We start from the raw sequence: 26,802 nt of genomic DNA, 5'->3' as shown, positions 1-26,802 counted from the left end.
AATTGCATGGTAAGTCTCCATTGGTTTTATGACTCAGACGCTCGGTCTGGTCGAGAGGGGGGGATTGAGGGCGCGCCTTAGAGAGCCAAGACCCGTTCTCACAAGCATGACACCTGAGCGGATGGCCATTTCGACAGCGGTCAGAAAAAAGTGCAGCGACGTGTCAGAATAGTTGTCGAAACAGGCTATGGGTGATGCCCTGCCCTGAAGGACGCCCAAAACGCTCATGCTGACCGACATCATCCTGTTTCGCCATGGCAAAGCCGTTCGCCCGCATGAGGCACGCGATGACTTCAGTCGTGGCTTGACCCCGCGCGGGCGGTTGCAAGCTGCAGCCCAAGCGAGCCGTTTGAAAGAGGCGGGTTGTGATCTCCAACTCGCCTTGGTGTCCACCGCTTTGCGCGCCGCCGAGACATGGGATGCCTGCCGACCCGCTTTCCCCGATGCGCAAGTTCACTTGTCGCGCCCGCTTTATTTGGCAGCACCCAGCATTTATCTGAACGCTGCTAAGACGGCCAAGGCCAGCCGCGTGATGATCATTGCGCATGATCCGGGCCTCCACGAACTGGCACGCAGCCTGATGAAGGGCGATACGGGCCAAGACCGAGGGCAAACTTCTTTGCGCGAGCACCTGCCGACCAGCGGTGTCGCTTGGTTCTGTGCTGACCCAGAAGCCAGCTCCGGGTTTAAGTTGAAGCAATTTTGGGCCCCTGAACCCGTGTCGGCCTAGGTGCTGGCGCGGGATTGGCAGTTCCGCCGCACGCTTCCTAATGACAAATCAACCCCTGTGCGTGCATGAAGTTGCATGAGTAAACCAAAGCGCACCCCTTTAAAGCCCTGGACGATTGAAGCCGTAGTCGATGGCAACCGCTTGCGCGTGCAATTATCCGCCGCAGCGCTCGACCATTTGGGTGACGAAAAGGCGGCTCGAGCCCGGGCTTTGGACCTGCTCAAAGGGGCATTGTTTCGCGGCCGCCTGATTGCGCAAGAGCGGTTGGAAAGCGGCGCAGGCGGGCTTGATTGCTCGCACTTATTGGCAGCCGTGCAAGATCAAGTGATCTCAGCCCTCTATGATTTCACGACGACCCATGTGTTCCGCGCGCGCAACCCGACGGCGGCAGAGCGCTTAAGCGTATGCGCAACCGGTGGCTATGGCCGCAATTCCATGGCCCCGTCGTCGGATGTCGATTTAATGTTCGTCCGCCCAATCAAGGATGCGTCTTGGGCCGAGAGCGTGATTGAATATATGCTCTATATGCTGTGGGACATGGGCCTGAAAGTCGGCCATGCCTCGCGCACGATTTCTGAATGCCTGCGCGCCGCCCGCGAAGACATGACGATCCGAACCTCGGTACTGGAAACCCGCTTTGTGTGTGGCGATAAGCTGTTGTTCCGCGAGTTGGAAATCCGCCTGCGCAAGGACTTATTTGACGGCACGGCAGCAGACTTTGTCGCGGCGAAACTGGCCGAGCGCGACAATCGCCACCGCCGCACGGGCGAAAGCCGCTATATGGTCGAGCCCAATATCAAGGACGGTAAAGGCGGCCTACGCGATCTACATACCCTCTTCTGGATCGCTAAATATATTCACGGCACCGATGAGGTCGGCCAATTTGTAGAAAAAGGCATTTTCAGCCGCGAGGATATGAAGCACTTTAATCAGGCAGCTGAATTCCTATGGACCGTCCGCTGTCACCTCCATTTCCTAACGGGGCGGGCGGAAGAGCGCCTGACCTTTGACTTGCAGCCTGAAATGGCCCGCCGCATGGGCTATGGCGATAGGGCCGATAATCCAGCGGTAGAGCGCTTTATGAAGCGCTATTTTCTCGTCACCAAGCAAGTGGGTTCCTTGACGCGCATCTTGTCGGCGCGGCTGGAGTTAGACCGGCAAAAAGCGGCGCCGCGCGGGATATCGCGCTTCTTTGCCAGCCCGCAAAAAGCCAAACAGCTGGATGACCCCCGCTTTATTGAGGATCGGGGTCGCATCGGGTTTGCGCATCCAGAACAGGTCGCCGACGATTTGTCGGCCCTGATCGATATCTTCAAAATGGCAGATAGCTTAGACCTTGATATCGATCCCTCCGCACTGGCGCGCGTCACCAGCATGGCGGCGAAGGGCCGGATTATGCGAGACGATCCAAAGTCCGTTGCCAGCTTCTTAGACCTTGCCACCTCAACGAAAGACCCTGCCCGTGCATTGGGGCTTTTGAATGAGGCTGGTCTCTTGGGTAAGTTCGTCCCCGAATTTGGGCGGATTGTCGGCCAAACCCAGTTCAATATGTATCATCACTTCACTGTGGATGAGCATACTTTGCGCGGCATCGCCAATATCTCCGATATTGAGCACGGTCGGTTGAGCAAGGAATTGCCGGTCTCGACAGAGCTTTTCCCGCGCATTGCCAACCGCCGCGCGCTCTATTTGGCCATGTTGTTGCACGATGTCGGCAAGGGCGAAGGCGATCAACAGATTGAAGGGGCAAAGGCTGCCAACATTGCCTGTCGCCGTCTGGGCCTTGATGCTGAAGAGGTTGAACTGGTTGCTTGGCTGGTCGGGCACCATTTGATCATGAGCGAAGTGGCCCAGCGCCGCGATATTGGCGACCCGAAAACCATCACAGACTTTGCAGCTAATGTCGGGACGTTGGAGCGGTTGCGCTTGCTGCTGGTTTTGACCGTGGCTGACATTCGCGCTGTGGGTCCAGGTGTTTGGAATGATTGGAAGGCGCAATTGTTACGCGACCTTTATAAGTTGACCGAGGCCACGCTGCGGGGTGGCCGGTCCGATGAAGGCTTTGTACGCCGTCAATTAAGGGCTCAAGCGGATGAGCGCCGGGCGCAGGCCTTGATTGACCCTATTCTCGCTGAATTCTTTACCAGCCTCGAAGACGCCTATTGGCTCGGCTTTGATACCGATCAGCAGAAATGGCATGGTGCCGAAGTGGCCAAAGCCCTGCGGCAGCAATCGTCCGTCTGGTTGGCCTCGCGCCCAGCACCCAGCCGCGGTGCGACGGAGGTCTTGGTCCTATCACCTGATCAACCAGGCCTGTTTGCGGCCCTGTCGGCCGTGTTTGCGCAAGCAGGCGCGAACGTCATTGATGCGCGGATCCACACCTCTAAAAGTGGCCAAGCCTTCGATGTCTTTGCCCTGCAAGATCAGTCCGGGGCGGCCTTTGGCGAAGGTCGCCAAGACGCCATCGACCGCCTGTTTACCCGCTTAGAGGCTGCTTTAGATGCGCAGCGCAAGACTGCTCGCGATAGTCTCGCCGCAGCAAATGCAGGCATTGTCAAAAAGCCGACCAATCGCACCGCAGCTTTTGCGATTGAGCCGGTCATCATGATCGACAATGAAGGCGCGGCCTTTGATACGATTGTGGAAGTCTCGGGTCGAGATCGCACAGGCCTCTTGGCCGATCTGGCGCAAGTCTTTGAGGATGAGGGCTTAAACGTGACCTCTGCGCATATTGATAGCGTAGGCGAGCGGGCAACGGATGCGTTTTATCTGCGCGATCGCGGTGGGTTGAAGCTGTTGGAAGCGCGGCGGATTACGACTTTGAAGGAGCGTCTGATGGGCGTTCTGGCAGATGCAGATACGACGGAGGGGCCAAGCCTTTTGCCCCGCCGGAAACTTGCCCGCGCACGCGCCAGCAGCCGTCGCTAAGACCCTATTGCGTTTGAACCATTTCGGTTGTCGCCGCATATTCATCTTGCAGCCAAGCCAGAATTTCGCGCGCCGCCGGGTGATTGATTGGCTGATAGCGCTCAACCAATGCTTCGCGACGCTTGCCAAGCTTGGTGAGGCCCAAGTCCTGGAAGCTCATGATGTCGGCGCGCACCATCTCGGCCAATTCGGAGCCCAAGACCTTCACCGCTGCAGCATGGCCACTCGCGCCATAGCAATAATCATCACCTTGTTGGTAGGCGAGGGCGAGCGAAATTGCGGGAATACAGGTTAGATGGGGCTGCAAGGCTGGATTAAGGGCGTGGCCGGACACCCAATCCGCTAAACGGTGGGAGCGGCCGGTAAAGCCGCGCAAGTGCAAAAACTGGCTCATGCGGGGGCCATCATTAACGGGGTAATTGTCCCACAACAGAGGCTTACGCTTTAACAAGGCCCCAATATCACGCACGTGGCCGACCGAAATCTCACGCGCGCAGACTTCTTCACCCGTCCAGTAAATGTCGACACTCGGATCAAGACCCAAGCCCAGCTCCCGCAGATAATGTTCGGGGCGACGGCCAAAGACGCGGTCCAGTACAGGATCGTTGGAATAATAGGTCGGGGTCATGGACAGCTTTAATTCCGGGGCAGTATCGCGCGCCAGATGCATGATTTCAATTTGCCGCTGTGCGAGATCGGGCAGGCTTGAATGCATGTCGTCGAAGAAAATGCCGAGGTCCTGAATGCCAAGCGAGGCTAAATCTTCAACGCGGTTGATAAAGGTGTTGCGAACGGTGCCGTTAAAGTCGTTGAAGGCTTCATAGGGGCTGAGGCCAACCCCAACCCGAACACCAAAGCCTTTGCAGAACGCCGCGAATTGCGAAATTTGCCCAGCTTCCTGCAATGGATGCGGCTCTACCCAGCGGCGGCGCAAGAAGGGATCACCCTTTGGCGCATAATGGAAAAAGCGATAGCCATAAGGGGCTAACATCTCAACCACAGCACGGCGGTCATCCCATGACCACGGTTGACCGAAATAACCTTCAATAATACCTAAATAAGGGGTCGACATAGGGGCACCTAGTCTTGTGATCCACTCTCGGGACGGAATTTTGCGACTAATTGATCTTGTGCGGCCCGTTGCTCTGGCGTCAAGCGGGCCCCAATCTCACTCACTTTGGCTGACGCATCCCGATCACCGCCACGGGCAGCCAAGGCAAACCAATAATAGGCTTGAACGTCAGACTTTGGACCGCCAAGGCCTTGTTCTGCCATAGCACCCAAATTGAATTGAGAGTCCGTGACGCCTCGCTGGGCGGCGCGACGGAAGCTTTCGGCGGCACGGGCCATGTTTTGTGGCACGCCATCGCCATTTGCGTAATAGACGCCCAAATTGTGCATCGCTTGGCGGCTACCGCGCGCCGCAGCCCGTTCTGTCAAGGCGCGTGCTTGTGACAAGTCCTTGGGAACGCCATCGCCATTCTCAAATTTTCTAGCCAAGCGGTTCATCGCGCGTGTGTCGCCGCCATCTGCCGCACGGCGGAGAAGCGCAATGCTGCCGGCTGCATCGCCCGCTTGCTCGCGCGCCATGGCCTGGTCGAACAAAGCACCAGTTGCTGGCGTTGCGACGGGTGCCACGGGTGGGACCGCGCGCGGCTGGCTGGGTGCTGCTGCGACTGGGCTGGCCGCTGTTGGGCTCGCCGCTGCTGGGGTTGCTGGCACGCGGGTGGGTGCGGCTGCGGCGGCAGTTGTTGCCAAAGCAGGGGCTGCAACTGAAGCCACGCGCGGTGGCGCGACAGGGCTGGCAGTCGGGGCCTTAGCAACGGTGGCAACGCGCGGTGTCGTTGGACGCTGCACCGGTCTTGGCGTTGCGTCGGGGCGGGCCGCGTTAAAGGTTGCGGAACGGAGCCGATCGCGCTGCGCTTGCGCGCGGGCTTTAGCGGCTCGGGCTTGCGCATCCGCAGATGCCATAATGCGGGCTGCTTCCATTTGCTGGGCCGTTGGAGCCGGCTTAGCGGGGGATGGGGTAGCAGTTGGGGGTGTCGCAGCCTTCGTTGCGGGCGGCACCAATTGCGCCTTTGGCAATTGCGGCGGTGGACTTGCGATGCTGGGCGCGGCGGTAGCTGCGGGGGCAGCGACGGGGGCTGCAACCGGGGCCGAGGCGGCCGCCGGAGTCCCAGCCGGCGCTGTGGCTGTGGCTGCGGCTGTGGCTTGAGCGCCGTCCGCAGATGGCGCAGGGACAGCGCCTTCCACAGGGGCTGGAGTGGCTGCTTGGGCTGCCAATTCTGGCGGCAAAGGCACGTTTTGTTGATTGAGCGCGGCTGGCTTCTCGTCAGCATTCGAAGACGGCCGCAACTGGCTGTAGACAGCAAAACCACCGGTAGCGACCAAAGCTGCCGCTGCAGCGATCCCAACGGGTGATAGGGGACCCTTGGGCTTGGCATTTTCTTTGCCGGGCTCTTTATTGGCTTGGGCTGCTTTTGGCTTTGCCGATGGTTTAGCTTTTGGTGCTTCGGCCTTCTGGTCTTTGCCGCCGGGGACTTTCAAAGCTAGCGCTGGCTTCTTCTTGGTTTGCGCGGCTTCTCGCGCCGCTGCTGCTTGATTGGCGGCGCGGCGAGCAGCAACCAAATAATCAGGGGCTGAGCTGGTATTATTGCTCGGCTCATCCCAGTCATTATCTAGGATCGAGAGACCATCGTCGGAATCGACCTCGATGGGACCCGTGGGGTCAAGCGCCATCGGGCCCAACTCGTCATCCCCAAACGGATCAAGGCCGCCGGCGAGCGGGTCTGGCACATCATCGCGCAAATGAGCAAAGTCATTCAAGGACTCGCTGTCATCCCCTTCGGGGAATGGCGACCCAAAGCTACCGCGGCGTGCGGGATTGGCTGCAACTGCAGCAGCAGGCTTAGCATTTGGGCGATCCATAAAGAATGGGTCATCAAACTGTGGCTTATCCAGCGAATCCAGACGCGTCTCAAAGCTGAAGCCGTCATCCTGCGACAGATCGACCGGATTGACGAAGCCTGCGTCATCTTGAATTGGGCCGCCTAAATCGACGGAATGGTTGGGATCATAAATGGGCTCAGCATAAGCCGAAACTGCGCCCTGCTCTGCCTTGTCCAAGCGTTCGCCCATTGCCGCAAAATCGCGCTGCAAGGGCGCGATCAAGGCCTGAACGCGCGCGTCAACCGACTGTACTTCTGAGCGCACTTGCCCGAGAGCTTCATCGAGCATTTGGCGTGTTTTGTCGTCGCGACCACCGACGCTAGATGCAAGGCTTTGAAGCGCGTTGTCATGATTGGCTGCGAGACGATCGGCCAATTCCTGCATTTGCTTACTAATCGTCGCAATGGATTCTGCGGACTGACGCTCCGACGCGTCGAGGCGATCACCCAGATTTTGCGCCAAACGCTGGATATGCTGTCCAGCCTGTTCCATGACCGAAGCATCATGCCGCTCGATCGACGACAAGCGTTCGTCAATGGCGCGCGTTATGCGAGCCAGCTCTAGCTTCATCGCCATAGAGCCCGTTTGATCCGGGCCAGCTTCACGGCTTTCCACTTCTGCCAACCGCGCATCGAGAGCTTGGGTGGCTTCTGCAAGCTTAGCACCAACGCGATCAAGGGCGTCTTGGGTGCGCTGTTCGCTTGCATCAAGACGGCTAGCGAGGGCTTGAGCCACTTCCGTCATCTGGCCGCCGACACCGCCAGAAACAGCCGCTTCAACCTGCCCCTGCAGGTCAGCACGGGTTGCCTCAATCTTGGCGTTCAAATCTTGGAGGCGCGCGGAAAGCTCGTTGGTTTTGGCCTCAAGCGCATCCACGGCCGTCAGCGTGTCGCCAGTCTTGCCTGCGCCTTCGAGTTGGGTCAGGCGCGCGGACAATTCCACCAGCGCTTCGACCATGCGCGAGGCATTATCCTGCGCATGGGCTTCAATGCCATTCACGCGCTCCGTCACCAGATTGATGCCTTGGTTAGCACCTTCAATGGTTTGTGTGGTGATGTCTTCTAGTTGACCGAGGCGGCTTTCAAGAGCGGATAGGTCGGGGCTTGCGGGCTTTTCGCCATCTTCCTCTAGACCCGTGAGGCGGGCGGAGAGATCGATCATAGCCTCGACAAAGCGATGGTTCGTTTCCTGCGCCAAGGCCTCTGTCGTTGCCAAACGCTCCGCCACGAGACCCAAGCTTTGGTCAACCGTTTGAATGGCTTCTTGCGTGACTTTCTCAATCTGGCCGACGCGGGTATCGGTCTCGAACACTTGGGTGGACAAGCGTGCCAGCGCCGATTCCAGCGACTTTAAGGCGGCCAAAGACGCATGCGATGGGTCTTGCGACTCAATGCGGCGCAACCGCTCACTCAAGACGACTTGAGTTTCGCGCAAATCGTTCAGATGGGTCTCAACGCGACCCATGGCGGTGTCACCACCGGCTCCTGTTTTTTCAAACTTCTGCGACAGGCGATCATCAAGTGCGTTAGTGGGTTGTTGGTCCGCCATTTCCACACCACCGGACTCGAGGCGGCGGCTCAATTGCTCCAAGGCGGCGGTCAAACGGTTTGCTTCTTGACCAAAATTTGTGGCGGATCTTGCGTTCGCAGCGGGCCTTTGGGCCGGCTCATCGGTTTCAGCGATCAGACGATTGAGCAATTCGCCCAGCGTGAGGCCTTCGCGACGCGCGAGATCCTTCGCAGCCTCGCGTGTCCGAGGCTCTACGCCCTTCACACTCCATGGCGACTGTCCGCTCATTCGAATCACTCTTCCGCCAAGTTCTGCGGTCCCACAAGAAATTTCCGAAGAAATTCAGCTACCCCCACTGTTCATTTACTGCTTCGCAGATTTTGAACAGTCTAAATTGTGGTTTCGATATTCTTCGTACTGCTCGACTTGGAGGTGCTACGGTAAATGAGCGGTTAATAAGGATTAACAAAGACAGCCACCCATGTCGTAACTTGAGCTGATCCGCACTTTGTCCTGAATAGTCCTAAGGCGCTTTTTCGATATAGCCCGCACAAATGAAAAGCCCCGCTGGCATAACCAACGGGGCCCAATCTGGAAAAGAGCGTCATTCGCCTATTCGGCGGCGATCTTCACTTGCTTCAAAGCATCTGCATTCACACCGAAATTGACTGCTTGCAAGAAGCGAATGCCATCCTCGGCAATGTCATCGCCGACCATATGCTCACCTTCGGCCTCAAACTCAGCGAAGTCGACATACATGGCATAGAAGGCCTTGGTGCGATCGGTGATGATATTGGCATTCCACAAAGTCTTCACCAAAACGCGGAAGATGTTGGTGGCTTCCTTCATGCGTTCACGACGGTCTTCATCGGTTACCATTTCTTGGAACTGGACCATGATGATATCCGGGTCGAGGCCAAATTGGTCATAGATGGCGCGCATTTGATGCGGTGCGACCAGATTGAACAACAAGGTCTGGAAGCAATGCGCGGCCCAGTCTTCAACAATCGCATGCTCTGCTGCGTCGAGCTTTGGAATGGTGCGGTCAGCCCAAATCTTGCCAAACTTGTGGTGGAAGGCTTCGTCGGTCATGACCAATTGCGTCAGCTTGCGTGCCAGCGGGTCATTCCATTCCTTGTAGATCATCGCAAAGGCACCCATGGCGAGACCTTCGATCAACATCTGCATGCCAACGATTTTCTTGTAGACTTCAGGTGCATGGACGATATCGACCAACAAGGTCTTCAGCACCTCGCCGCAAGGCAGAGGGCTGCCCCAGCGCGCTTTGATATAGGCCGCGAAAGCGGCAACATGGCGGGCTTCTTCGCGGGCTTGGTTCGCCGCATATTCCTGCGCACCGGCATCGCGCAACACGTGGCAGAGAGAAGCAGAAAGGTTCAGCGCGCCCTGTTCGCCATGCAAAATGGCCGACAATTGCCAACGGGCCATTTCATTCTTGAAGCGAATAAGCTCTTTCGGCTTATCCTTGAAGAATTCCTGGACATAAGGAGTCTCCAGCGCAGGAACCATATGGTCTGGCAAGAGCGCTTGGTTTTCCATGTCAAACGGCTCATCAAAGTCGATATAGCGCTTGTCGGTTGGGTCCCAGAAGTGATCATGCGTGGCAGAGATGATTTTGTCGAAAGCTGTCGAACGGCCCGTGTGCCGGTCGATTTCCAACATGGCAGCAAAATCTGTTGGCGCGACCGCGTCATACAGAGCGTCTTTGGTAATGTGCGACGTTGTCATGCTTTCAATCTCTCCCGTTATATTCGATTACCGGGTCTTTGGAACCTCGGCTTTGGTCCATGAGCTTAGAGCGACATCTAAGCGTGTCGCTTCTAGGCCTAACATGACACAAATTTCCAAAGGATCAATCAAAAAATGACGGGTGCGTCAGCTTCGTTCATCAAAGGGTTGTGATGAGCGCATCCTACAGATCGTGAATCGAGCGATCCTTCGTCTCCGGCAGGAAGATCAAGGCCACCACGACGCTAATGGCCGTGATAATCACTGGATACCAAAGCCCCGAATACATATTCCCCGTCGTCGCGACGATGGCGACAGCTGTTGCTGGCATAAAGCCCCCAAAGAAGCCGGTGCCAATATGATAAGGTACCGACAAAGCCGTATAGCGGATGCGGGTTGGGAACATCTCCACCAAGGCCGCTGCCAAGGGTCCATAGAGCGCTGTTGCAGCGACCACAAACACCATCAAATAGGCCAAAACGGCCAGATGATCGATCTTAGCTGGGTCTGCCTTATCTGGATAATTTGCGGCCTTCAAAGCCGTCTTCAGCTTAGCTCCAAAGGCGTCCTTGGCAGCCTTTTGCGCTTTGGCATCGAGGGCGGAAATATCCACGCTATCGAGAATAACAGTGCCGATTTTGACTTGCGCCACGGCACCCGCAGGGGCCACTTCATTGTCATAGGAGATGCCTGAATTGGTCAGATAGCTCTTGGCCACATCACAGCTGGACGAGAAGGCATCGCGTCCGTCTGGCGTTTTGCCGACAGGGTTAAATTGCACCGAACAGGTTGCAGGGTCTGCCCGAACAATAATCGGCGTTGCGGTTTGGGCGGCAACAAGATCAGGGTTGGCCGCTTTGGCCAATTGATGGAAGGCTGGGAAGAAGCTCACCACCGCCAAGATCATGCCGGCCAGCATGACGGGCTTGCGGCCCATTTTGTCTGAAAGCCAGCCGAAGAAGACATACAGTACGGCCGAGAAAGTGGTGATAATCAATAGCCAGATATTGATGGTCTGGGGGTCGACCTTCAACTGGCGCTCCAAGAAGACTTGGACATAGAAGAAGCCCGTATACCAAACCACACCTTGCGCCATCATCAGACCAAACAAGGCCAGCAGGATCAGCTTCAGATTGCCCCATTGACCAAAGGCATCCGACAAGGGGGCCTTCGAGGCCGCGCCTTCTTCCTTAAGTTGCTTGAACATTGGGCTTTCTTCCAATTGCAAGCGGATCCACAAAGCAATCGCCAGCAGGAAAACCGACAGCAAGAAGGGCAAACGCCAACCCCAGGATTGAAAGGCTTCTTCACCCAAAATGACGCGGGTCAAAAAGACCACCATCAATGCCAGAAGCAACCCACCGGCAGCCGACGTCTGTACCCAAGAGGTATTCCAACCGCGCTTATTGGCGGGCGAATGTTCGGCCACATAGATCACCGCGCCACCATATTCGCCGCCCAAGGCAAAGCCCTGCGCAATCCGTAAGGCAACCAATAGGATCGGTGCCCAAATGCCGATCTGGTCATAATCTGGCAGAAGCCCGACGGCGAAGGTTGAAGCGCCCATCATCACAATCGTGACCAAGAAGGCACCCTTCCGGCCCTTGGTGTCGCCAATCGCGCCAAAGACAACCGCCCCGAGGGGCCGCGCGGCAAAGCCGACGCCAAACGTCAAAAGCGCGAAGATAAACTGCGCAGCCGGGGGCGAACCCGCAAAGAAGTGCTGGCCCATCACCGAGGCCAGAAGGCCAAAGATGAAGAAGTCGTACCACTCAAAGACAGTCCCGGCCGCAGAAGCGGCGACAACAGTCTTTAGTTTTTGCGGTTCAACAGGCGACGAAGCAGCAGGTTGTGTCACGATTAGCCCCTAAATCATGGTTTAGCGGACTATCCTTGGACGTAGTTCAAGCTGCGATCAAGTAACAAGCCTGTGGTGGTTACAGGCGGACCTTAGTCTGGGGCCCGGCCTAAGCGGCGTGCCTCTTGGATCCGCCCACGCACAAGCCAATTATCGACGTCCTTGGGCGCCAGGCGCAGGGCCTGGGCGATGTCGAGTTCTGCTGCTTCATAGGATTTTTGCTGCAACAGGGTTTCGGCCCGCAAGCGCAGCGCCAGCACATCTAATGGGCGGGTCGACAGGCACGATGTCAGATCGGCTTGCGCCTCGGCCCATTTACCTTGGCCTGCCTTGGCACGAGCCCGGTCGAGCAAAAGGTCCGGCTCGCCGGGCTTTAACTTCAAAGCGGCATCCAGCACTTTTTGTGCGGCGGCAAAATCTTCAATCATCAGCCACGCATTGGCGGCACGTGCCATGATCAAGACGCGTTGATCGATATCGCCCGCGTCGGGGGCAGAGGCCAAAGCTGTTAAGCGCTCTGCGCCGCCGCCAATGTCCCCGCCCTCAATGCGGGCGATCGCGATACATTGCGCGGCATAGTTGCCACCGCTCTGGCTGCGCCAGACAAAACCGTCTTCGAGTGCTTCCTCAGGCTTGGTCTCTGCCTTGGTCATACAGGCCTGAAGCCGCGCCTCGTCGCGCGGATCGGGGGCAGCCTGCGCCTGCGTGCCAAGCGCTAAGGCCAATAGCGCAATTTGGATCAGGGTCGTAAACTGGGTGGAGCGATGGGTCACAGAACGGGTCATGCTGATCTTCTTATGCGGCTAAACGGCAAAACTGAGGCAAAGGGTTGGAACAGATGCGCGTTTTGGTTTTGGGCTGTGGTTATGTCGGCAAAGCTTTCGCCCAAACCTTGGCCGAACAAGGGGCCTTTGTGCAAGGCACGTGTCGAAGTGCGGCTAGCGCGGAAGAGCTGCGCCAAGCGGGCATCACACCCATCCTTTTTGACGGGACGATAAGTGCGGAACTGGCCGAGGCAGCCCAGCAAGCCACCCACGTGCTTGCCTCCATCCCGCCCGGCCAGGAGGGGGACCCTGCCCTTCTGGCCTTGTCGCCTGTTTGGACTCCCAAAGTGGGGACTTGGATCGCCTATCTCTCAACCACCGGGGTTTATGGTGATCGGGCGGGTGGTTGGGCGTTTGAAGATGATGTACCAACGCCCTTATCCATCGAGGCTAAGCGGCGGGCCGAGGCCGAAGCTGGGTGGCGCGGCATAACAAGCCCAGCCCACGTGTTTCGCCTGCCCGGCATTTATGGCCCCGGCCGCAGTGCGTTAGAGCAAGTCTTATCCGGCACGGCACGACGGATCGATAAGCCCGGCCAAGTATTTTCGCGCGCCCACCGCACCGACATTGTAGCCGCCCTGACCGCCAGCCTCGCCAATCCCAATCCCGGGCGCATTTATAATATCTGCGATGACCACCCTTGCGCCTCTGGCGAGGTGATTTTGGAAGCCTGCAAGTTGCTCGGGCGGGAGCCACCGCCCTTGATCCCGTTTGAGGCGGCAGGCCTGTCTGAAATGGGCAAGCGCTTTTATAGCGAGTGCAAGCGGGTTTCGAATGTGCGGGCCAAGGAAGAATTGGGCTGGAAATTGGCTTTTCCAACGTTTGTTGAAGGCCTTGCCGATTGCTATGAGGACTTGCAGACCCGCCAGCCGAGCTGACTAGGTTCGCATCTGCCGTTCAATCAGACTGAGCACGGCATGCAAGGCCAGCCCCATCAAGGCCAGCAGAAAGAGAGCTGCAAACATGGTTGCGGTCTCAAGCCGATTACCCGCCTCCACCAAACGCCATGACAAGCCGCCCGTGGCCCCGGTTCCAGCCACAAACTCTGCCACCACGACACCGACAAGGGATAGGCCAGCCGCCGTCTTGATCCCGGCCAGCAGAAAGGGCGCAGCCGTTGGTAATTCCAAGCGCAGGAAGCGCTGCGTACTGCTGGCTTTATGCAGGCGAAACAAACGGTCCAGACCGGGGTCGACCGCCTTCAGGCCCGCCAAGGCAGAGGTTAGGACAGGAAAGACTGCCACAATAACGGCCAGGATCAGAATCGCCCGACGCGGGTTTTCGATGCCCGTCCAAATGATCACCAAGGGTGCGATGGCCACAATAGGGGTGGCCTGCAGGACCAAGGCATAAGGCCCCAGACTGCGCTCCAGCAGGGGTATACGAGCAAAAATCAAAGCGACCAAAGTTCCAAGCCCGATGGAGATGGCTAAAGCTGTCAGCGCCAATCCCATGGTGACGCCAGCTGCGGGCAACAGCAGGGGTCCGCGCTCAACCAACGCCGCACTAATCGCGCTAGGTGGCGGCAAAATAACGCTTGGGACTTGGAAGAAACGGGTCAGGCCTTCCCACAGGGCGAGCATCAACAAGCCTGCTAGGATGGGGGCGAAGTCTATGCTTTTCATGCCGCCACCAATTGTGCGCTCAATACGCGCCTTGCGGCTGCAGCGGCATGTGCAAAGGTGGGTGAGGTTAAAAAGGCTGGATCGCGCGGCACATTGGGGACCGCAATTTCCGCCATAATGCGTCCAGGTCGAGGGCTTAGAACCAAAATTCGATCGGCCAGATAGACCGCTTCATCGACTGAGTGCGTGACAAACAAGACAGCCAAATGGTGGTCTCGCTTAGCCTCCAGAACCAAGTCGTCCAGCGCGCGCCGCCCCAATTCATCAATGGCCGCAAAGGGTTCGTCGAGCAAAAGGGAAGATGGGTCATTGACCAAAGCACGAGCCAAAGCCACCCGCATCCGCATGCCGCCGGAGAGCGTCCTTGGATAGGCGCTCGAAAAATTCGCCAAGCCCACACGCTTTAGAGCTGTCTGCGCGCGACTGAGCCGCGCATCCTTTTCCACACCAGAGAGCGCCAGCGGCAAGGCAACATTATCTTCCGCCGTCGCCCAATTCATCAAATTAGGCTCTTGAAACACCACCCCGGGAATAGCTGATCCACCCGTCGCATCAGCTTGCACCTTGCCGCTCGCCACGGCTTGTAGGCCGGCGAGGGCAGCCAAGAGCGTGCTCTTGCCGCAGCCTGAGGGCCCTAACAGCACCACGCATTCGCCAGCCCGCACGCTCAGATCGATCGGACCCAGCGCGTCCAAACGACCAAAGCGCACACAGGCCTGCTGCGCGCTCAAACGAATGGGGGGCTCACTCGGCATCAAGATTTCGGAGGCAGAAAGCTGAGGTCGACGCCCGACGCCCAATTGAGGTCCGCTGGATAAACGCCCGCGCCCGTCATAATATCGAAGAAGCTCTTCCAGCGGTCGAGGCTCATGGTGCCAATCTCGCCAGTTGGGGTCTCAACAATACCATAGGACAAGAGTTTCTCGCGGGCCTGAGCCAACAAATCGGCCGTCATGTCGGGATTGTCTTTGGTGATGAGCGCATCGCCGGGGGCAGGATCACCGCGCAAATAGTCTTTCCAGCCCGCAATAGTGGCTTCGACAAAGCCTTTCACCGCCTCAGGATGGGCGGCAATAAAGGCATCCGACACCAAGGTCATGGCAGCATAGCCGGGATAGCCCGAATCGGCGAGCAGATAAACTTGCGGGTCGATCTTGCCTTGGGTCTTCAAGGTATATGGCTCGCTCGTCACATAGCCTTGTTGGATCGAGGTGGGATCGGCCAAGAAGGGTGCGGAGTTAAACGTGTATTTGCGCACCTGATCATCGGTGAAGCCATATTTGGCTTTCAGCCACGGCCAGAACGCATTGATCGACGCATCGGCCAGCATGATGGGCTTACCCTTCATGTCTGCCAGCGACTTAATGTCGTTGCGCGGGTGGGTGATCAGAACTTGCGGGTCCTTTTGGAACGACGCCATCACCGCTTTGGCTTTGGCACCGGCTTGCACCATGCTGAGTACGATTGGCGCATTGGAGCCCAAGCCCATTTCAATGGCATTTGCGGCCAGCAATTGCGGTACGTTCACGCTGGGACCGCCTTGGATCAAGGTCACATCCAAGCCTTTGTCCGCATAAAAGCCCCTTGCCACCGCCTGATAAAAGCCGCCCTGCTCGGCTTGCGCCCGCCAATCCGTGGCAAAGCGAATACGCACGCGGCCGCCCGCCTCCTTAGGCTTTTCGGGGCCGCAGGCTGATAGGGCAAAGGGTGAGGCCAAGCTGGCAGCAAGTAGGGTGCGACGCGAAATCAAGCCAAGTCTCCTATGACGATCTCTCTATCATAGTGCAGCGAGGCGATCTGGCGAGACCTTTTGCGGGAGCAAATGGGGATTACACTGCCTTAAAAGGCGCAGTCGTCCCCGCCGACGATAACTTTGACCGTTTTGACAAGAATGCGGGCTTCCATCGCCAGCGACCAACGCTCAATATAGGCGAGGTCCAGACGGATGCGGCGGCTCATTTTGTCGAGAGTCTCCGTGGGTCCGCGCGCGCCATTGCATTGGGCAAGGCCTGTGATGCCGGGTTTCGCGCGAAACCGATCGCGATACTCTGGCAGAAGTGCGCCGTAATAATGATCATGCGCCACTGCATGCGGACGTGGCCCAACTACAGACATGTCCCCAATCAGGACATTCCACAATTGAGGCAATTCATCCAAGCTCGAGCGTCGCAAGAAAGAGCCGACGCGGGTGATACGGCTGTCGTGGCGGCAGGCCTGCACAATACGATCACCATTTTCCAGCGTCGTCATGGTGCGGAACTTATAGATCGTGAACGTCTTGCCACCGAGACCAGTGCGAAGTTGCGCAAACAAAACCGGACCGGGACTTGTTGCCTTGATCAGAATAGCAATTGTGATCAAAAGAGGCGCTAGAAAAATCAAACCGACGAGGGAGCAGATCACATCAAACAGTCGTTTAAACGCACTGTTTGCTGAATTTGAAAGTTCTTTGGCCGGTACTGGTCTGTACAAACTGATCTGTGCAAGATCGGCATTAAGCCTTGCAGAAATATTGTTCATCTATTGTACCCTTGCCCCAAATTGAGACGCTTGGGGTTTCCCAATGCAAATCGCAGGCCCTAAAATATAATTCATGTGTCCGTGCAGCATGGCATAGCTTTCGAAGGGCACAAGTCTTGTCCACTTGTGTAGAAACGGATGGTGCCCTCGCCGAAACGCCGCTTGAAAGCGATCTTGCGGCGGGTCAATAGGTTAACGATACCTTTCTGTCCACCATAGAAGTCTTTTTAGGTGCGTTACCCGAGACTACACACACGTTTCTGGCTATAAACGGCCGAAACCCTACCCTGAACGCGAGAAGCAAGGCGAACTGAGACATGCAAAGTGATTCGACAGCCAAAGTTCCAGCGACCGTGCTGACTGGTTATCTGGGAGCCGGCAAGACGACTCTCCTGAACCATATTCTAACCGCACCGCACGGAAAGCGGTACGCGGTGATCGTCAATGAGTTTGGTGAGATTGGCATCGATCATGACTTGATCGTCGATGTGGACGAAGAAATCTTTGAGCTGAATAATGGCTGTGTCTGTTGTTCGGTGCGCGGTGACCTCATCCGAATTCTCGGTGCCTTATTCCGCCGTGGGCAGACCTTTGACGGGGTCATTATTGAGACAACGGGGCTCGCAGACCCCGCGCCCGTGGCCCAAACCTTCTTTGCGGATGACGAAATCAAGAACCGCGCCTATTTGGATGCGGTGGTCAGCGTTGTCGACGCTGTCCATATCGCGGGCCAGATTGAACAAAGCCAAGAGGCGGTTGAGCAAATTGCTTTCGCGGATGTCATCGTGCTGAACAAGATGGATGCGGCCACGCCAGAGCAACTCGCTTCTGCCCAAGCGATCATCCAACGCCTCAATCGTGGGGCAAAAGTGGTGAAGACGTCGCGATCCAATGTGGATTTGGACGCAATCCTCGATCTTGGTGCTTTCTCACTCGACCGTGCCATGAGCCTCGACCCGCATTTCCTGCCCAAAGATCACCATCACGAACATTCTGATCACGGGCATGACCATGCGCATGATCATGGGCATGACCATCATCACCACGAGCACGAGCACAGCCATTATGAAGGGATCGACTCGATCGCAATGCGCGTGAGCGCACCCTTGTCGGAGGAATTATTTGATGCCTGGTTGTCCGACCTCGTCGGCACGCGCGGCCTCGATATCTTGCGCCTCAAGGGTGTGCTTCAAATGGGTGACGACCCGAGACGCTATATAATTCATGGCGTCCATATGATGTTGGAGGGCGATTATCAGGGGCCTTGGGCCGCTGATTCGGTTCCAGAAAGCCGATTCGTCTTGATCGGACGGAACCTTGCTGACCCCATTGTACGAGCAGAAATTGAAGCAGGATTCCGCGCCTGCGCGGCTTGATCACCGATAATTGTCAGCGAAACCCCATGATTCTCAGCAGAATCTGGGGTTTGGTACCTCAAGATGGCCTTGACCTTTGGACCCGAAGCGCCATTGCTTGCGGCCATTGCATCCCTCTGGTTACAGATGGATGCGCAACGCTGCCGCTATCCGCCCTGGGTGCGGCGGCCAATGACTAAGGAAACGACAATGAGCAAAAAAGATTTGATCGACGCCGTCGCAGAAGCTGCTGACATCACGAAGGACAAAGCCAACACCGCGATCGACGCGCTGACCGCAGCGATTGTGAAGAGCCTGAAGGCTGGCGGCGAAGTCACCTTGGCCCCCCTCGGCAAATTTAAAGTTTCGAAGCGTGATGCGCGCCAAGGCCGCAATCCTTCGACCGGCGAGACCGTCGAAATCAAAGCAGCGACTGTTGCAAAATTCCAAGCTTCCAAAGCGTTGAAAGATGCATTGAACTAATCGTCTAGCTTGGGGTTGGGTCGATCCATCCGAAGAGGTCCGCCCCTAACAGACAAACAGTCCAACGAAGCCCGACCTGACTTGAGCTGCCCTAGGCCTCCTGTCAGGTTCGGGCCTTTGTTGTATCTGGGCGATACAATGCGCTTATTCCCCGTCCGCTTTTCTTGGATGGGTCATGTGTTCCATGCCCGGCGGGTTTGAGAATGGCACAAAGGCGGCTTGGCCTTGGACTTTTGCCCAATCCTTGAGCGCCCAAACGCCGGTTGGAAAAGCCATCTGATCCCAAGGGATATCTTCATAAGCAAACCAGGCGACCTCGAGGCTTTCGGGACCCGGCGCGAAGCTGTCTTCACTCAAAGTGCCGCGATACATGAAATGGACTTGGCTGATGCGGGGCACCTCATAAATGCCTAGAAGCGCATTGATGGTGACCTTGGCTTGAGCCTCTTCCCAAGCTTCGCGCGCTGCGCCTTCCGCCGTGGTTTCGCGCTCTTCCATAAAGCCCGCCGGCACCGTCCAGAAGCCATGGCGCGGCTCAATCGCGCGCCGACACAAGAGAATTCGTCCCTGCCCGTCATCAATCACGACACCTGCGACAATCTTCGGGTTCACATAGTTGATGAAGCCACAGGTATCGCAGACTTGCCGCATGCGATCCTCTCCGGCGGGTATTTGTAACGAAAAATTGGCTGGCATTCGGTGACTTATTCCTTGAAAGGAGCATGTATAGCTAGTGAGGTGTCGCGCAGTCGTCAAAAATCAATGATAGGACGCTGACGGAGTGAAATGCACCCGCATTTGGGGCTTGAAGGCGAGTAGCGAGATGAGTGATCAAGATCAAGAAGCGACGCCGGTGCACGCAGTATCTAGTTCCGGCGAGTCCCCGGAACCGCAAAGCACACCCGCCACCTCTTTCCCACTGAATGAGTCTCCCAGCCATCTGCTGCATCGGGCGCAACAAGCAGCTGCCGATCTTCATGCGGCTGCCTTGGGGGCCAATGGGCTGACGCAGCGCCAATTCGCCGTCCTAGCTGTTTTAGCGGCACAGGACGGTGTCTCTCAAAGTGAATTGGTGGTGCGCACCGGCATTGATCGGTCGACTTTGGCAGAGATGGTTGCGCGCATGGAGGCCAAAGGGCTAACCCAGCGGACTAAGTCGGTTACGGACAGCCGGGCGAATTCAGTGACCCTGACGGCCAGCGGTCGCGCCATGTTTGAAGAGGCTATGCCAAAGCTGGCGGAAGTTGATGCAGCGGTCTTGACGCGCCTGCCTGCCGGCAAACGGGCAGGCTTTGTGGAACTTCTGACCCGCTTGGCCATGCCGACAGCTGACCTGGATGAGACCAAGGCAGGCGGCAAGAAGAAGAAAGACAAGAAGAAGAAAAAGAAAAAGGAAAAAAAGGCCAAGTAGCGGCTGATTTGCCCCTTCATTTTGGCTATAGACCGGTCAGTCTAGTCTTGATATCAAAGACTTATGTCAGACATCCCTTCAGGGTTTACCCCTCATGCCCGCAAAAGCCCCGTCACCGATCCATGGCAACCCCTTTATGCCCGAACTGATCAAGGTGTTTATGAATTAGGCTTTATGCTCGATACGTGCCATTGTAATGGGCGCGGTTTGTTGCATGGGGGTGTGATTGCCGCGCTTGCAGATAATGCGATGGGCCTCTCTCTTGGCATGGCGCGTTTATCGCGTGGCGAGGCCAAGGAAGGAAGACCACAAGCAGTCTCAGGAATTGTGACGACATCCCTTCATGTCGACTATGTCGACATCGCCCAAATTGGCCAATGGATATCTATTGTGCCCCGCGTGGTCACCGCGTCACGACGAACAGGTCTCATCGATGCATTGATTTATGCTGACGACACACTCATTGCTCGGGCAAATGCCACGTTTAAAGTCCTCATTTCAGAAACATAACCATGACAATCCGCGACATAGAAACACACCTCGCAGCGACCGCTGCCGCATTGGGTTCAAAACAGCGATTGATTGCTGCGGCGCTGTCGCTCTTTCAAGCCAAGGGCTATCACGGGGTGGCCATCTCCGACATTCTCGAAGCGACAGACCTGCCCAAAGGCTCGCTCTACCATCACTTTCCAGGTGGCAAAGAAGAATTGGCGATTGCGGCGGTCGGTTTCATTGCTGACGAAATCGATGCACGTTTGGCGTCAGAGTTTGCCAAGAATAAGCGCGCAGGCGCGGTCTTGTTAGAATTGGCACATGAATGTGTGAGCTGGTTGCGCCGCAGCGATTATACCCAAACCCCGCTTTTGGGACTTTTGGCGGCCAGTCCGGGGGAAAGCGCCCTCACGCAAGCGATTTGTGATGCCCAGAAGCGTTGGCTGGCACGGTTCGAAACGGCTTTGGGTGGCACCGAAGAGGCCCATGATAAGGCGTGCCTTGCGCTGGCCAGTTTAGAGGGCGGCATTAGCCTTGCCCGCATGGCGCGCTCGAGTGATCTCTTGATTCGGTCGGTGACTTTGGCCGCGCTCCACATCAATCAACGCTGATGCGAGCGCGGCTATTTGCGTTCAGCCTGCCTCGGAGGCCTGAAGGGCAGCTTCACTTTGGCGCTCAATCTGGCTGGCCAAGCCTTGCATGATGGTGCGGTTGATGTCGATCAACGGCTCAACATCTTCGCCCTTCTGCATCACTTCACTGGAATAGCGGCCAACCCAAAGGCTCAGCGAGATGATGGAAGCGCGCAGGTTTTCTGGCAGCGCATTGTCGGGGTTCGCACAATCTGCCGCCATAAACGACCAGACACGCCGGTTCCAATCCAGCGCGTCCATACGACGGGAGATTTCGTGTCTCGGCAGATCTTGAATATCCATTAGCGCGCGGGTGACTTGCCCGAACAGCCGATACTCAATCTCACGCGGCGTTTCGACTCGTTGTTGCGCCTTCTGATACGCTCTGAGCGACATGCTCAATCCCCTCCATATTCAGCCGTTCGGCTTCATAATCCATGAGTTTCCGGCATCTGGACAATGCCTTGTAATACTCACCCGTCATCACTTCGCGGGAAACGTTCACGCATTCTTCCAGAATAGCGGGAACGCGAACCACGCTCATGAACTCCGTCATGCGCAGCGCGAATTCATTATATTGGTCAGGAGATTCCTGACCCTGCAGATACATCAGCATGATCGGCAGATAGATGCGACGGACTGGCGTGTTCGCCTCTTCCAATTGCATGATATCTTTTTCGCGCAGGACCGACGCCTTGTTTTGTAGCAAAAGTGTGGTTCGACGATCTCCGTTTTGAACAACGGCACCATTCAGCACGATTTTTTCGTTCGGCTTCAGGGATAGTTTCAGCGGCATTTCAAGCTCCTGCGTGCCTTAGGCGCTGAGGGGATAACGTCGGTATGACGCAATCCTACAACGCAATTTCCTCAGACAAGATAAACAAACGTGGTTAACGAATGCCTTCACGTGCTGAGGCATGGTGCGAGTCACGAATTTGTGAGCTAGAACCCACGTCATCGCTTGACCGCCCTTGGCGTGGCGGGCAACCAAGACATATGAGCGCGGCTGTTGTGCGGCGTGGGGAGATCGAGAATTGGCGGATTGGTTTGCATGGATGGCGACAGCGGATGGCTGGGCCTCATTGGCGACATTAACCCTGTTGGAAATCGTCCTCGGCATCGACAATGTGATCTTCATCTCAATTGCCGCGTCGAAACTTCCGAAAGAACAGCAAGCGACCGCGCGGCGCATGGGCTTGGCGCTGGCCCTCATCCTCCGCATTATTCTCCTATCCATGTTGGTCTGGCTGGCGGGGCTGACCAAACCGCTCTTTGCCTTGATGGGTCATAGTTTTTCGGCACGCGACTTAATCCTGATCGCCGGCGGCGGCTATCTTCTGTATAAAGCCACCCTGGAAATCGACGAGATTGTCCGATCGAAGACGGTTGAAGACCATGCCGGTCCAAAAACCAAATCGACGAAACTCATGGTCGTTGTCGCCCAAATTGCGGTGATCGACGTGATCTTCGCGATTGATTCGATTGTCACCGCGATTGGCATGTCCAACAATCTCGCCATCATGGTCACTGCAGTCATCATCGCCATCGCGGTCATGATGTTTGCCAGCGAGGCCGTTTCTGCCTTTATCGATAAATATGAGACGACCAAGATGCTGGCGCTGGCTTTCCTCTTGATTGTCGGCATGGTCTTGGTAGCCGATGGTTTTGGGCAACATATTGAGCGCACCTATCTCTATGCCGCCATTGCCTTTTCCGTCATGGTCGAGGCCCTCAATATCGCCGTCAAACGCAAGAATGAACGCGAAGGCCAGGACGGCGAAGGGATTTAGGTGCTTAGCCTCAGAAGCCTTCACATGTAACACCCAGTGTGATATGTAAGGACAATAATTGGGCTGGCGCGCAATGCGAATTTATAAGAACGCTTGGTTTGCAAAATTCGCACTCAAAGAAAACATTCTCGACGGTGCGCTGTGTAATGCCGTCGCTCGCGCTCAGAACGGTCAAATTGACGCTGATTTAGGCGGCGGCTTGCTGAAGCAGCGGATTACGCGCGAGGGCTTTGGCAAGTCAGGGGGGTTTCGAACTCTCTTATTCTTCCGATCAGGTGACCGCGCTGTTTTTGCTTTCGGTTTTGCAAAAAGCGACAAGTCAAACTTGACCAAGTCAGAATTGAAAGAGTTCAAGAAAGCGGCCAGACTTGTTTTGGCGTTTTCACAAGTTGAGATCGATGCTTTGGTGGAAACCAAGCAATGGATGGAGGTTCGATATGACAGCGAAAACCTATAAAAGCGAGGCTTTAGCGTCCATCCATCAAATGATGGAAGGTGCTCACGAGGTTGGTGCGATCGATAAAAAAACAATGCAGGAGTTTGATGACAGTTGCCTGACTGACGCCCCGCTCTTACGCCCCGATGAGATAAAGGCATTGCGTGAAAGCGAAGCGGTCTCGCAACCCGTATTTGCACGCTACCTCAACGTCTCGAAAAACCTTGTTTCGGACTGGGAGCGCGGCGTCAAAAAGCCGGGCGGACCGGCTTTGCGGCTGCTCTCCATTGTCAGTCGCAAAGGGCTTGCGGGGATTGTTTAAGGGGGCTAGTTCGTCCGAATATTGTAAGCATTACTTTCTGGAAACTGCAGCCCATGTGCGCCACAAACCTCGCCGTTCCAATTTTGATGCTGGCCTTTTTCTCTTTTCTTTTATGGTCTTTGAGGGACTCCTGGGTTGCTTGGGGACTGCTCCTTCCGTTTATCGTTCCTTTGGCTGTCTTCACGGCACACTTCTTTAGTGAAGGCTGTTACGGGGAAGGCGGCATCACATCCATGGTTCTCGCCTTCAATTCTTTTTGGGCGACAGTTGCCTTCAGTGTGTTGTTATCGGTGCTTATGGCTTTCAGAAACCGGCAGGAAAGAGAGTAAGGCTGGCGCGCTTTTGCTTGAATGTAAGCGCTAGTGGGAGCAGACGCACAGCCGACAGCGACCCCACTACATCGCAATAGCGGGGCCATCGCTACAAAATTGTGATCATGGGCTTTGGCCAACGGCGTGGCGGGGGTAGCGGCGGTGGCCTTGATCGGCTTTTTTGCATGATTTGAAACGCAATTGCGTCAAACACGCTGGTGGGTTCTGTGCCGCAGCCGCGCATCACGCGGCGGTTTTGATCGGGGGCCATCAACAGGCCATGATGGCGCCGCGCCAAGCTGAAAGCCAAGCGCCGCGCTTTTACAACTGGGTCATTAATGATGGTTTGAAGATAATCCAGCTGCCGCCACCAATGGCCAATGGGCACTGTAACGGGTGGCAATGCGGCGGCATGTGGGGACAGGTCTGACGTGCGGGGCGCGCCAAATTGTTGCTTAAAGTCAAACATGCGGCTCTTCTGAGGGGCGGGAAAGATTCGCAGAAACGGCCTTTTGGCGCACACTTTCCGCTCTTTTGCGCGTGCCAGATTTTCAGTCTGTACTTCGGCGACCAGATCAGGCTCAATATCCAGCGCCATCAAAATCAAGATACGTCGTAAGAAAGCTTCCAGCGCCCGAACCCCGCTGCGCAGGCGCGCCGCCACCGCCTTTCGCACAAACGCCGGCCTGCCCAGTAACTCGCTTACCCCGAGCACCCGGTCGCGGAGGTTTGAAGCTTGAGACAGCGCAAAGGTAAAGGGGGCCAGAGAGAACGACATCGCCGGATTTTCGAGGACGTTAACAGGGGGTGGGATAGATGGGGGTTTGTCCTGCACCAAACGAAAGCCCCTCGCGCGATTAGGAAGTGGCGGAGTATATGAGGTCTTGGAACGGTTTTGGTGACCTCAACGGCGCACCAAAGCCAGCACCTATCACCGAGGGGCCCCTGATTGCCACAAAAGGCGGTAACGATTGGCCGTCGCGGCGGTCGGCCGGGACAGAAAATCGGACAGCCAACCTTGAGAAATGTCCCCGCTTACAACCGCCGCTTAATGGCCCACTTTTGAGCGCTTCTGTCTGCAAACATTAAGCGTGAATTTTGTCCTGCGGTCTGCTTTGCGCCAGGGGGTTGCCGGATAGGGCGGGTTCGGGGCTTCTCGAAAGCGGACTTATTGCGGGTGACCCACCCCCCCTTTGATTTCGGTCTGGAGCTTTTGCGATCACTGAGTCGGGAGGGTCCCACTTGGACGGAGTCTGCTTTCCTTCGCACTCAGTCAACGCTAAGGCCTAAATTGTTAGGCTAGGGTAAAAATCAGTTAAAGGTGTGTAACTTGGTTACGCCAGCCAGGTTGCCAATGATAAGACTTATATAATCGCCGCTTGGCTTCCTATTCGCTTTCATGGGCAAAACTATACGAAACTCATTCTGATGAGCATATTCAGGGGGCTTGATCAAAACAACTCGGTCCGGAAATGCCCAATCTACTCCCGGTATCTGATCCAGCGGGCGATAGACCGTGGGACCCATATGTGCGCGTTCGTAATCTATATTCGATGCCGCCGATGCTCTTGTTCGTAAGCGCCGTAAGATTGTTTCCGAGTCATTGATTTCAACACAGTAACGGCCAAAGTCTATTGCACGATTTTCAGAACACTCGAGACTGGCACAGAAAACAAACATACCCTCGGCGGGGGCGGTTAAACGGCTACCCGTAATGGTCTGACCGTCATCGATCACTGTTATCGCAAATCCCTTCTCTGGGGCATAGTGTAAAGTCCCATCCAACGGGTCGCCTCTTGTGCCGCCATCTTCGATACTGCGATAGTAGTTTAGTGATCCGAAGCGTATTTGGCCTTGCCTCATGAACGCCAGCGCGTGAGCCTCTTTTGTGAAATACTTGAATATCTGCATTAGGATTTAATCTTGTCCTCACGACCATAACTCGGGAAATACGCTCGGCGCCAATGTAATCTGATTCTTAATTTAAGGGTGAATTTCGATAATACCAAATTTTAGGGTGTAACACTCGCTACTTACACATTTTTAGGTCCGTGATCTCTTGTTGATACTCTTCGAGAGTTTTTGACATTCCAACTTCTTTGCGCCGCTGGTTGATCTCGTTTGGGTCTCTTACGGGCGGGAAAATCGGCTCCCCATTTACGCAGTTTACTTGACTGCCAAACTCTTGTGGCTCCCCTCGAACAACGGCAACTCTGTCGGCGAATAGGGCGTATTGCTGCTTGCTGAGAAGCCCGCTTTCTGCAGCAGCCTTGATTTCCGGAACAAGATCAAGAACTTTTGAAATATCGCCATGTTGCAGGATTATGAACGCCGCGCGATGCCCGGCGGGGTCAAGTTCATTCGAATTGAACCAACGGCCCATTGGTTTTAACTCCATAAGCTCTTCGAAATTTTGCTGACCTCTGTTGCCCATTAATACCAACAACCGACCCTTCAGCGCCTCTTCGTCCTTCGTCAGGGTCCCCTTGTTCTGAAGCGAAGCAAGCAGGCTCCTATTTTTTTGGTCAAGTTCGGCGGCTTTTGAAATATTGCTAAGGTTCAAAGTCGTTAAGTCTGCATATCGCTGCTCCAATTCTTGTACCGATTGAACACTCGCCACATTTGATGGCTGCTTTTCTGACTGCGTGCGAGATTCTTGAGAAGGCGGTGGTGCCACCCCGCAACCAACTAAGGTTGGAATCAACAGCAAACGAACAAGTAGCAGCTTGAGTGGATTTGCCCGTAACAAAATCTCGATCCTTTTTTGCGTTACTAATCTGCTTAACTCAATTGCTCCCATTCTTCTGGCAGGGCGTCAAATGAAACATTGTAGCCTTAAGGAGTACGACTTGCCTGCGCCGGGTTCAGGCCCTGTACT

Annotated in this window: 25 protein-coding genes; 11 read left to right on the top strand and 14 right to left on the bottom strand. The window is 55.9% G+C overall.

Annotation, left to right across the window (positions count from 1 at the left end; genetic code table 11):
• The first annotated feature begins 226 nt into the window (after positions 1 to 226).
• A complete protein-coding gene (locus ACOVRA_RS11465) occupies positions 227 to 730 on the top strand; it encodes a SixA phosphatase family protein (protein ID WP_421720402.1) in 504 nt (167 codons plus the stop codon).
• 75 nt (positions 731 to 805) lie between these two features.
• Entirely contained in the window at positions 806 to 3,658 is a 2,853-nt protein-coding gene (locus tag ACOVRA_RS11460) for a [protein-PII] uridylyltransferase (protein ID WP_421720401.1), read from the top strand.
• A gap of 4 nt (positions 3,659 to 3,662) precedes the next feature.
• On the opposite strand, the gene ACOVRA_RS11455 is transcribed toward ACOVRA_RS11460, so the two are convergent.
• From ACOVRA_RS11455 to ACOVRA_RS11435, 5 genes are all read right to left on the bottom strand, one after another.
• Positions 3,663 to 4,730, bottom strand: coding sequence for a beta-N-acetylglucosaminidase domain-containing protein (locus ACOVRA_RS11455; RefSeq protein WP_421720400.1), 1,068 nt, complete (start codon positions 4,728 to 4,730; stop codon positions 3,663 to 3,665).
• An 8-nt stretch (positions 4,731 to 4,738) separates the two neighbouring features.
• Positions 4,739 to 8,404 carry a hypothetical protein gene (locus ACOVRA_RS11450; RefSeq protein ID WP_421720399.1) on the bottom strand — a complete coding sequence of 1,222 codons (3,666 nt, stop codon included), beginning with the start codon at positions 8,402 to 8,404 and terminating at the stop codon, positions 4,739 to 4,741.
• 324 nt (positions 8,405 to 8,728) lie between these two features.
• Positions 8,729 to 9,865 carry a ferritin-like domain-containing protein gene (locus tag ACOVRA_RS11445; RefSeq protein ID WP_421720398.1) on the bottom strand — a complete coding sequence of 379 codons (1,137 nt, stop codon included), beginning with the start codon at positions 9,863 to 9,865 and terminating at the stop codon, positions 8,729 to 8,731.
• A 184-nt stretch (positions 9,866 to 10,049) separates the two neighbouring features.
• On the bottom strand, positions 10,050 to 11,723 hold the full coding sequence (locus tag ACOVRA_RS11440; RefSeq protein ID WP_421720397.1) for an MFS transporter: 1,674 nt from the start codon (positions 11,721 to 11,723) through the stop codon (positions 10,050 to 10,052).
• Between the two features lie 92 nt (positions 11,724 to 11,815).
• Entirely contained in the window at positions 11,816 to 12,508 is a 693-nt protein-coding gene (locus tag ACOVRA_RS11435; protein WP_421720396.1) for a tetratricopeptide repeat protein, read from the bottom strand.
• 53 nt (positions 12,509 to 12,561) lie between these two features.
• On the opposite strand from ACOVRA_RS11435, the gene ACOVRA_RS11430 reads away from it, so the two are divergent.
• Complete coding sequence (locus tag ACOVRA_RS11430; protein WP_421720395.1) at positions 12,562 to 13,425, top strand: SDR family oxidoreductase; 864 nt, start codon at positions 12,562 to 12,564, stop codon at positions 13,423 to 13,425.
• Here ACOVRA_RS11430 and ACOVRA_RS11425 read toward each other — a convergent pair whose 3' ends face one another.
• The 4 genes from ACOVRA_RS11425 to ACOVRA_RS11410 all read right to left on the bottom strand — a co-directional run bounded on the left by ACOVRA_RS11425 (position 13,426) and on the right by ACOVRA_RS11410 (position 16,692).
• The gene (locus ACOVRA_RS11425) at positions 13,426 to 14,172 is read right to left on the bottom strand and encodes an ABC transporter permease (protein WP_421720394.1); all 747 of its coding nucleotides are present in this window, start codon (positions 14,170 to 14,172) and stop codon (positions 13,426 to 13,428) included.
• Positions 14,169 to 14,927 (bottom strand): ABC transporter ATP-binding protein, encoded by a 759-nt coding sequence (locus tag ACOVRA_RS11420; protein WP_421720393.1) that lies wholly within the window; start codon positions 14,925 to 14,927, stop codon positions 14,169 to 14,171. The genes ACOVRA_RS11425 and ACOVRA_RS11420 overlap by 4 nt, the downstream gene beginning before the upstream one ends.
• On the bottom strand, positions 14,927 to 15,922 hold the full coding sequence (locus ACOVRA_RS11415; RefSeq protein WP_421720392.1) for an ABC transporter substrate-binding protein: 996 nt from the start codon (positions 15,920 to 15,922) through the stop codon (positions 14,927 to 14,929). The genes ACOVRA_RS11420 and ACOVRA_RS11415 overlap by 1 nt, the downstream gene beginning before the upstream one ends.
• An 89-nt stretch (positions 15,923 to 16,011) precedes the next feature.
• Positions 16,012 to 16,692 (bottom strand): exopolysaccharide biosynthesis polyprenyl glycosylphosphotransferase, encoded by a 681-nt coding sequence (locus tag ACOVRA_RS11410; protein ID WP_421720391.1) that lies wholly within the window; start codon positions 16,690 to 16,692, stop codon positions 16,012 to 16,014.
• A gap of 317 nt (positions 16,693 to 17,009) precedes the next feature.
• Between ACOVRA_RS11410 and ACOVRA_RS11405 the strand changes: the two genes are divergently transcribed.
• On the top strand, positions 17,010 to 18,068 hold the full coding sequence (locus tag ACOVRA_RS11405; RefSeq protein WP_421720390.1) for a CobW family GTP-binding protein: 1,059 nt from the start codon (positions 17,010 to 17,012) through the stop codon (positions 18,066 to 18,068).
• A 63-nt stretch (positions 18,069 to 18,131) separates the two neighbouring features.
• The gene (locus tag ACOVRA_RS11400; protein WP_421720389.1) at positions 18,132 to 18,530 is read left to right on the top strand and encodes an HU family DNA-binding protein; all 399 of its coding nucleotides are present in this window, start codon (positions 18,132 to 18,134) and stop codon (positions 18,528 to 18,530) included.
• A gap of 144 nt (positions 18,531 to 18,674) precedes the next feature.
• Here the strand turns inward: ACOVRA_RS11400 and ACOVRA_RS11395 are convergent, their stop codons facing one another.
• Positions 18,675 to 19,226: an NUDIX domain-containing protein gene (locus ACOVRA_RS11395; protein WP_421720388.1), complete on the bottom strand. Its 552-nt coding sequence runs from the start codon at positions 19,224 to 19,226 to the stop codon at positions 18,675 to 18,677.
• A 127-nt stretch (positions 19,227 to 19,353) separates the two neighbouring features.
• Here ACOVRA_RS11395 and ACOVRA_RS11390 point away from each other — a divergent pair, with 127 nt between their 5' ends.
• From ACOVRA_RS11390 to ACOVRA_RS11380, 3 genes are all read left to right on the top strand, one after another.
• A complete protein-coding gene (locus tag ACOVRA_RS11390) occupies positions 19,354 to 19,941 on the top strand; it encodes a MarR family winged helix-turn-helix transcriptional regulator (protein ID WP_421720387.1) in 588 nt (195 codons plus the stop codon).
• Between the two features lie 63 nt (positions 19,942 to 20,004).
• On the top strand, positions 20,005 to 20,451 hold the full coding sequence (locus ACOVRA_RS11385) for a PaaI family thioesterase (RefSeq protein WP_290805870.1): 447 nt from the start codon (positions 20,005 to 20,007) through the stop codon (positions 20,449 to 20,451).
• Between the two features lie 2 nt (positions 20,452 to 20,453).
• The gene (locus ACOVRA_RS11380; RefSeq protein WP_421720386.1) at positions 20,454 to 21,044 is read left to right on the top strand and encodes a TetR/AcrR family transcriptional regulator; all 591 of its coding nucleotides are present in this window, start codon (positions 20,454 to 20,456) and stop codon (positions 21,042 to 21,044) included.
• A 21-nt stretch (positions 21,045 to 21,065) separates the two neighbouring features.
• Here ACOVRA_RS11380 and flaF read toward each other — a convergent pair whose 3' ends face one another.
• Together flaF and flbT are read right to left on the bottom strand one after the other, a co-directional pair.
• The gene (gene flaF / locus ACOVRA_RS11375) at positions 21,066 to 21,461 is read right to left on the bottom strand and encodes a flagellar biosynthesis regulator FlaF (RefSeq protein ID WP_290805875.1); all 396 of its coding nucleotides are present in this window, start codon (positions 21,459 to 21,461) and stop codon (positions 21,066 to 21,068) included.
• Complete coding sequence (flbT, locus tag ACOVRA_RS11370) at positions 21,409 to 21,861, bottom strand: flagellar biosynthesis repressor FlbT (protein WP_421720385.1); 453 nt, start codon at positions 21,859 to 21,861, stop codon at positions 21,409 to 21,411. The genes flaF and flbT overlap by 53 nt, the downstream gene beginning before the upstream one ends.
• A gap of 259 nt (positions 21,862 to 22,120) precedes the next feature.
• On the opposite strand from flbT, the gene ACOVRA_RS11365 reads away from it, so the two are divergent.
• From ACOVRA_RS11365 to ACOVRA_RS11355, 3 genes are all read left to right on the top strand, one after another.
• The gene (locus ACOVRA_RS11365) at positions 22,121 to 22,855 is read left to right on the top strand and encodes a TerC family protein (RefSeq protein WP_421720384.1); all 735 of its coding nucleotides are present in this window, start codon (positions 22,121 to 22,123) and stop codon (positions 22,853 to 22,855) included.
• 73 nt (positions 22,856 to 22,928) lie between these two features.
• Positions 22,929 to 23,312 (top strand): type II toxin-antitoxin system RelE/ParE family toxin, encoded by a 384-nt coding sequence (locus tag ACOVRA_RS11360; RefSeq protein ID WP_421720383.1) that lies wholly within the window; start codon positions 22,929 to 22,931, stop codon positions 23,310 to 23,312.
• Positions 23,293 to 23,613: a helix-turn-helix domain-containing protein gene (locus ACOVRA_RS11355; protein WP_421720382.1), complete on the top strand. Its 321-nt coding sequence runs from the start codon at positions 23,293 to 23,295 to the stop codon at positions 23,611 to 23,613. Before ACOVRA_RS11360 ends, ACOVRA_RS11355 begins: the two co-directional genes overlap by 20 nt.
• Positions 23,614 to 24,033: 420 nt before the next feature.
• Here ACOVRA_RS11355 and ACOVRA_RS11350 read toward each other — a convergent pair whose 3' ends face one another.
• Both ACOVRA_RS11350 and ACOVRA_RS11345 read right to left on the bottom strand, forming a co-directional pair.
• On the bottom strand, positions 24,034 to 24,702 hold the full coding sequence (locus ACOVRA_RS11350; protein ID WP_421720381.1) for a hypothetical protein: 669 nt from the start codon (positions 24,700 to 24,702) through the stop codon (positions 24,034 to 24,036).
• Positions 24,703 to 25,953: 1,251 nt separating this feature from the next.
• The gene (locus ACOVRA_RS11345; RefSeq protein WP_421720380.1) at positions 25,954 to 26,673 is read right to left on the bottom strand and encodes a DUF6624 domain-containing protein; all 720 of its coding nucleotides are present in this window, start codon (positions 26,671 to 26,673) and stop codon (positions 25,954 to 25,956) included.
• Positions 26,674 to 26,802 lie beyond the last annotated feature (129 nt).

Origin of the sequence: Aquidulcibacter sp., assembly GCF_049239865.1 — a bacterium.
Taxonomy (GTDB): domain Bacteria; phylum Pseudomonadota; class Alphaproteobacteria; order Caulobacterales; family Aquidulcibacteraceae; genus Aquidulcibacter.
This window is presented reverse-complemented; position numbering and strand designations above follow the sequence as displayed.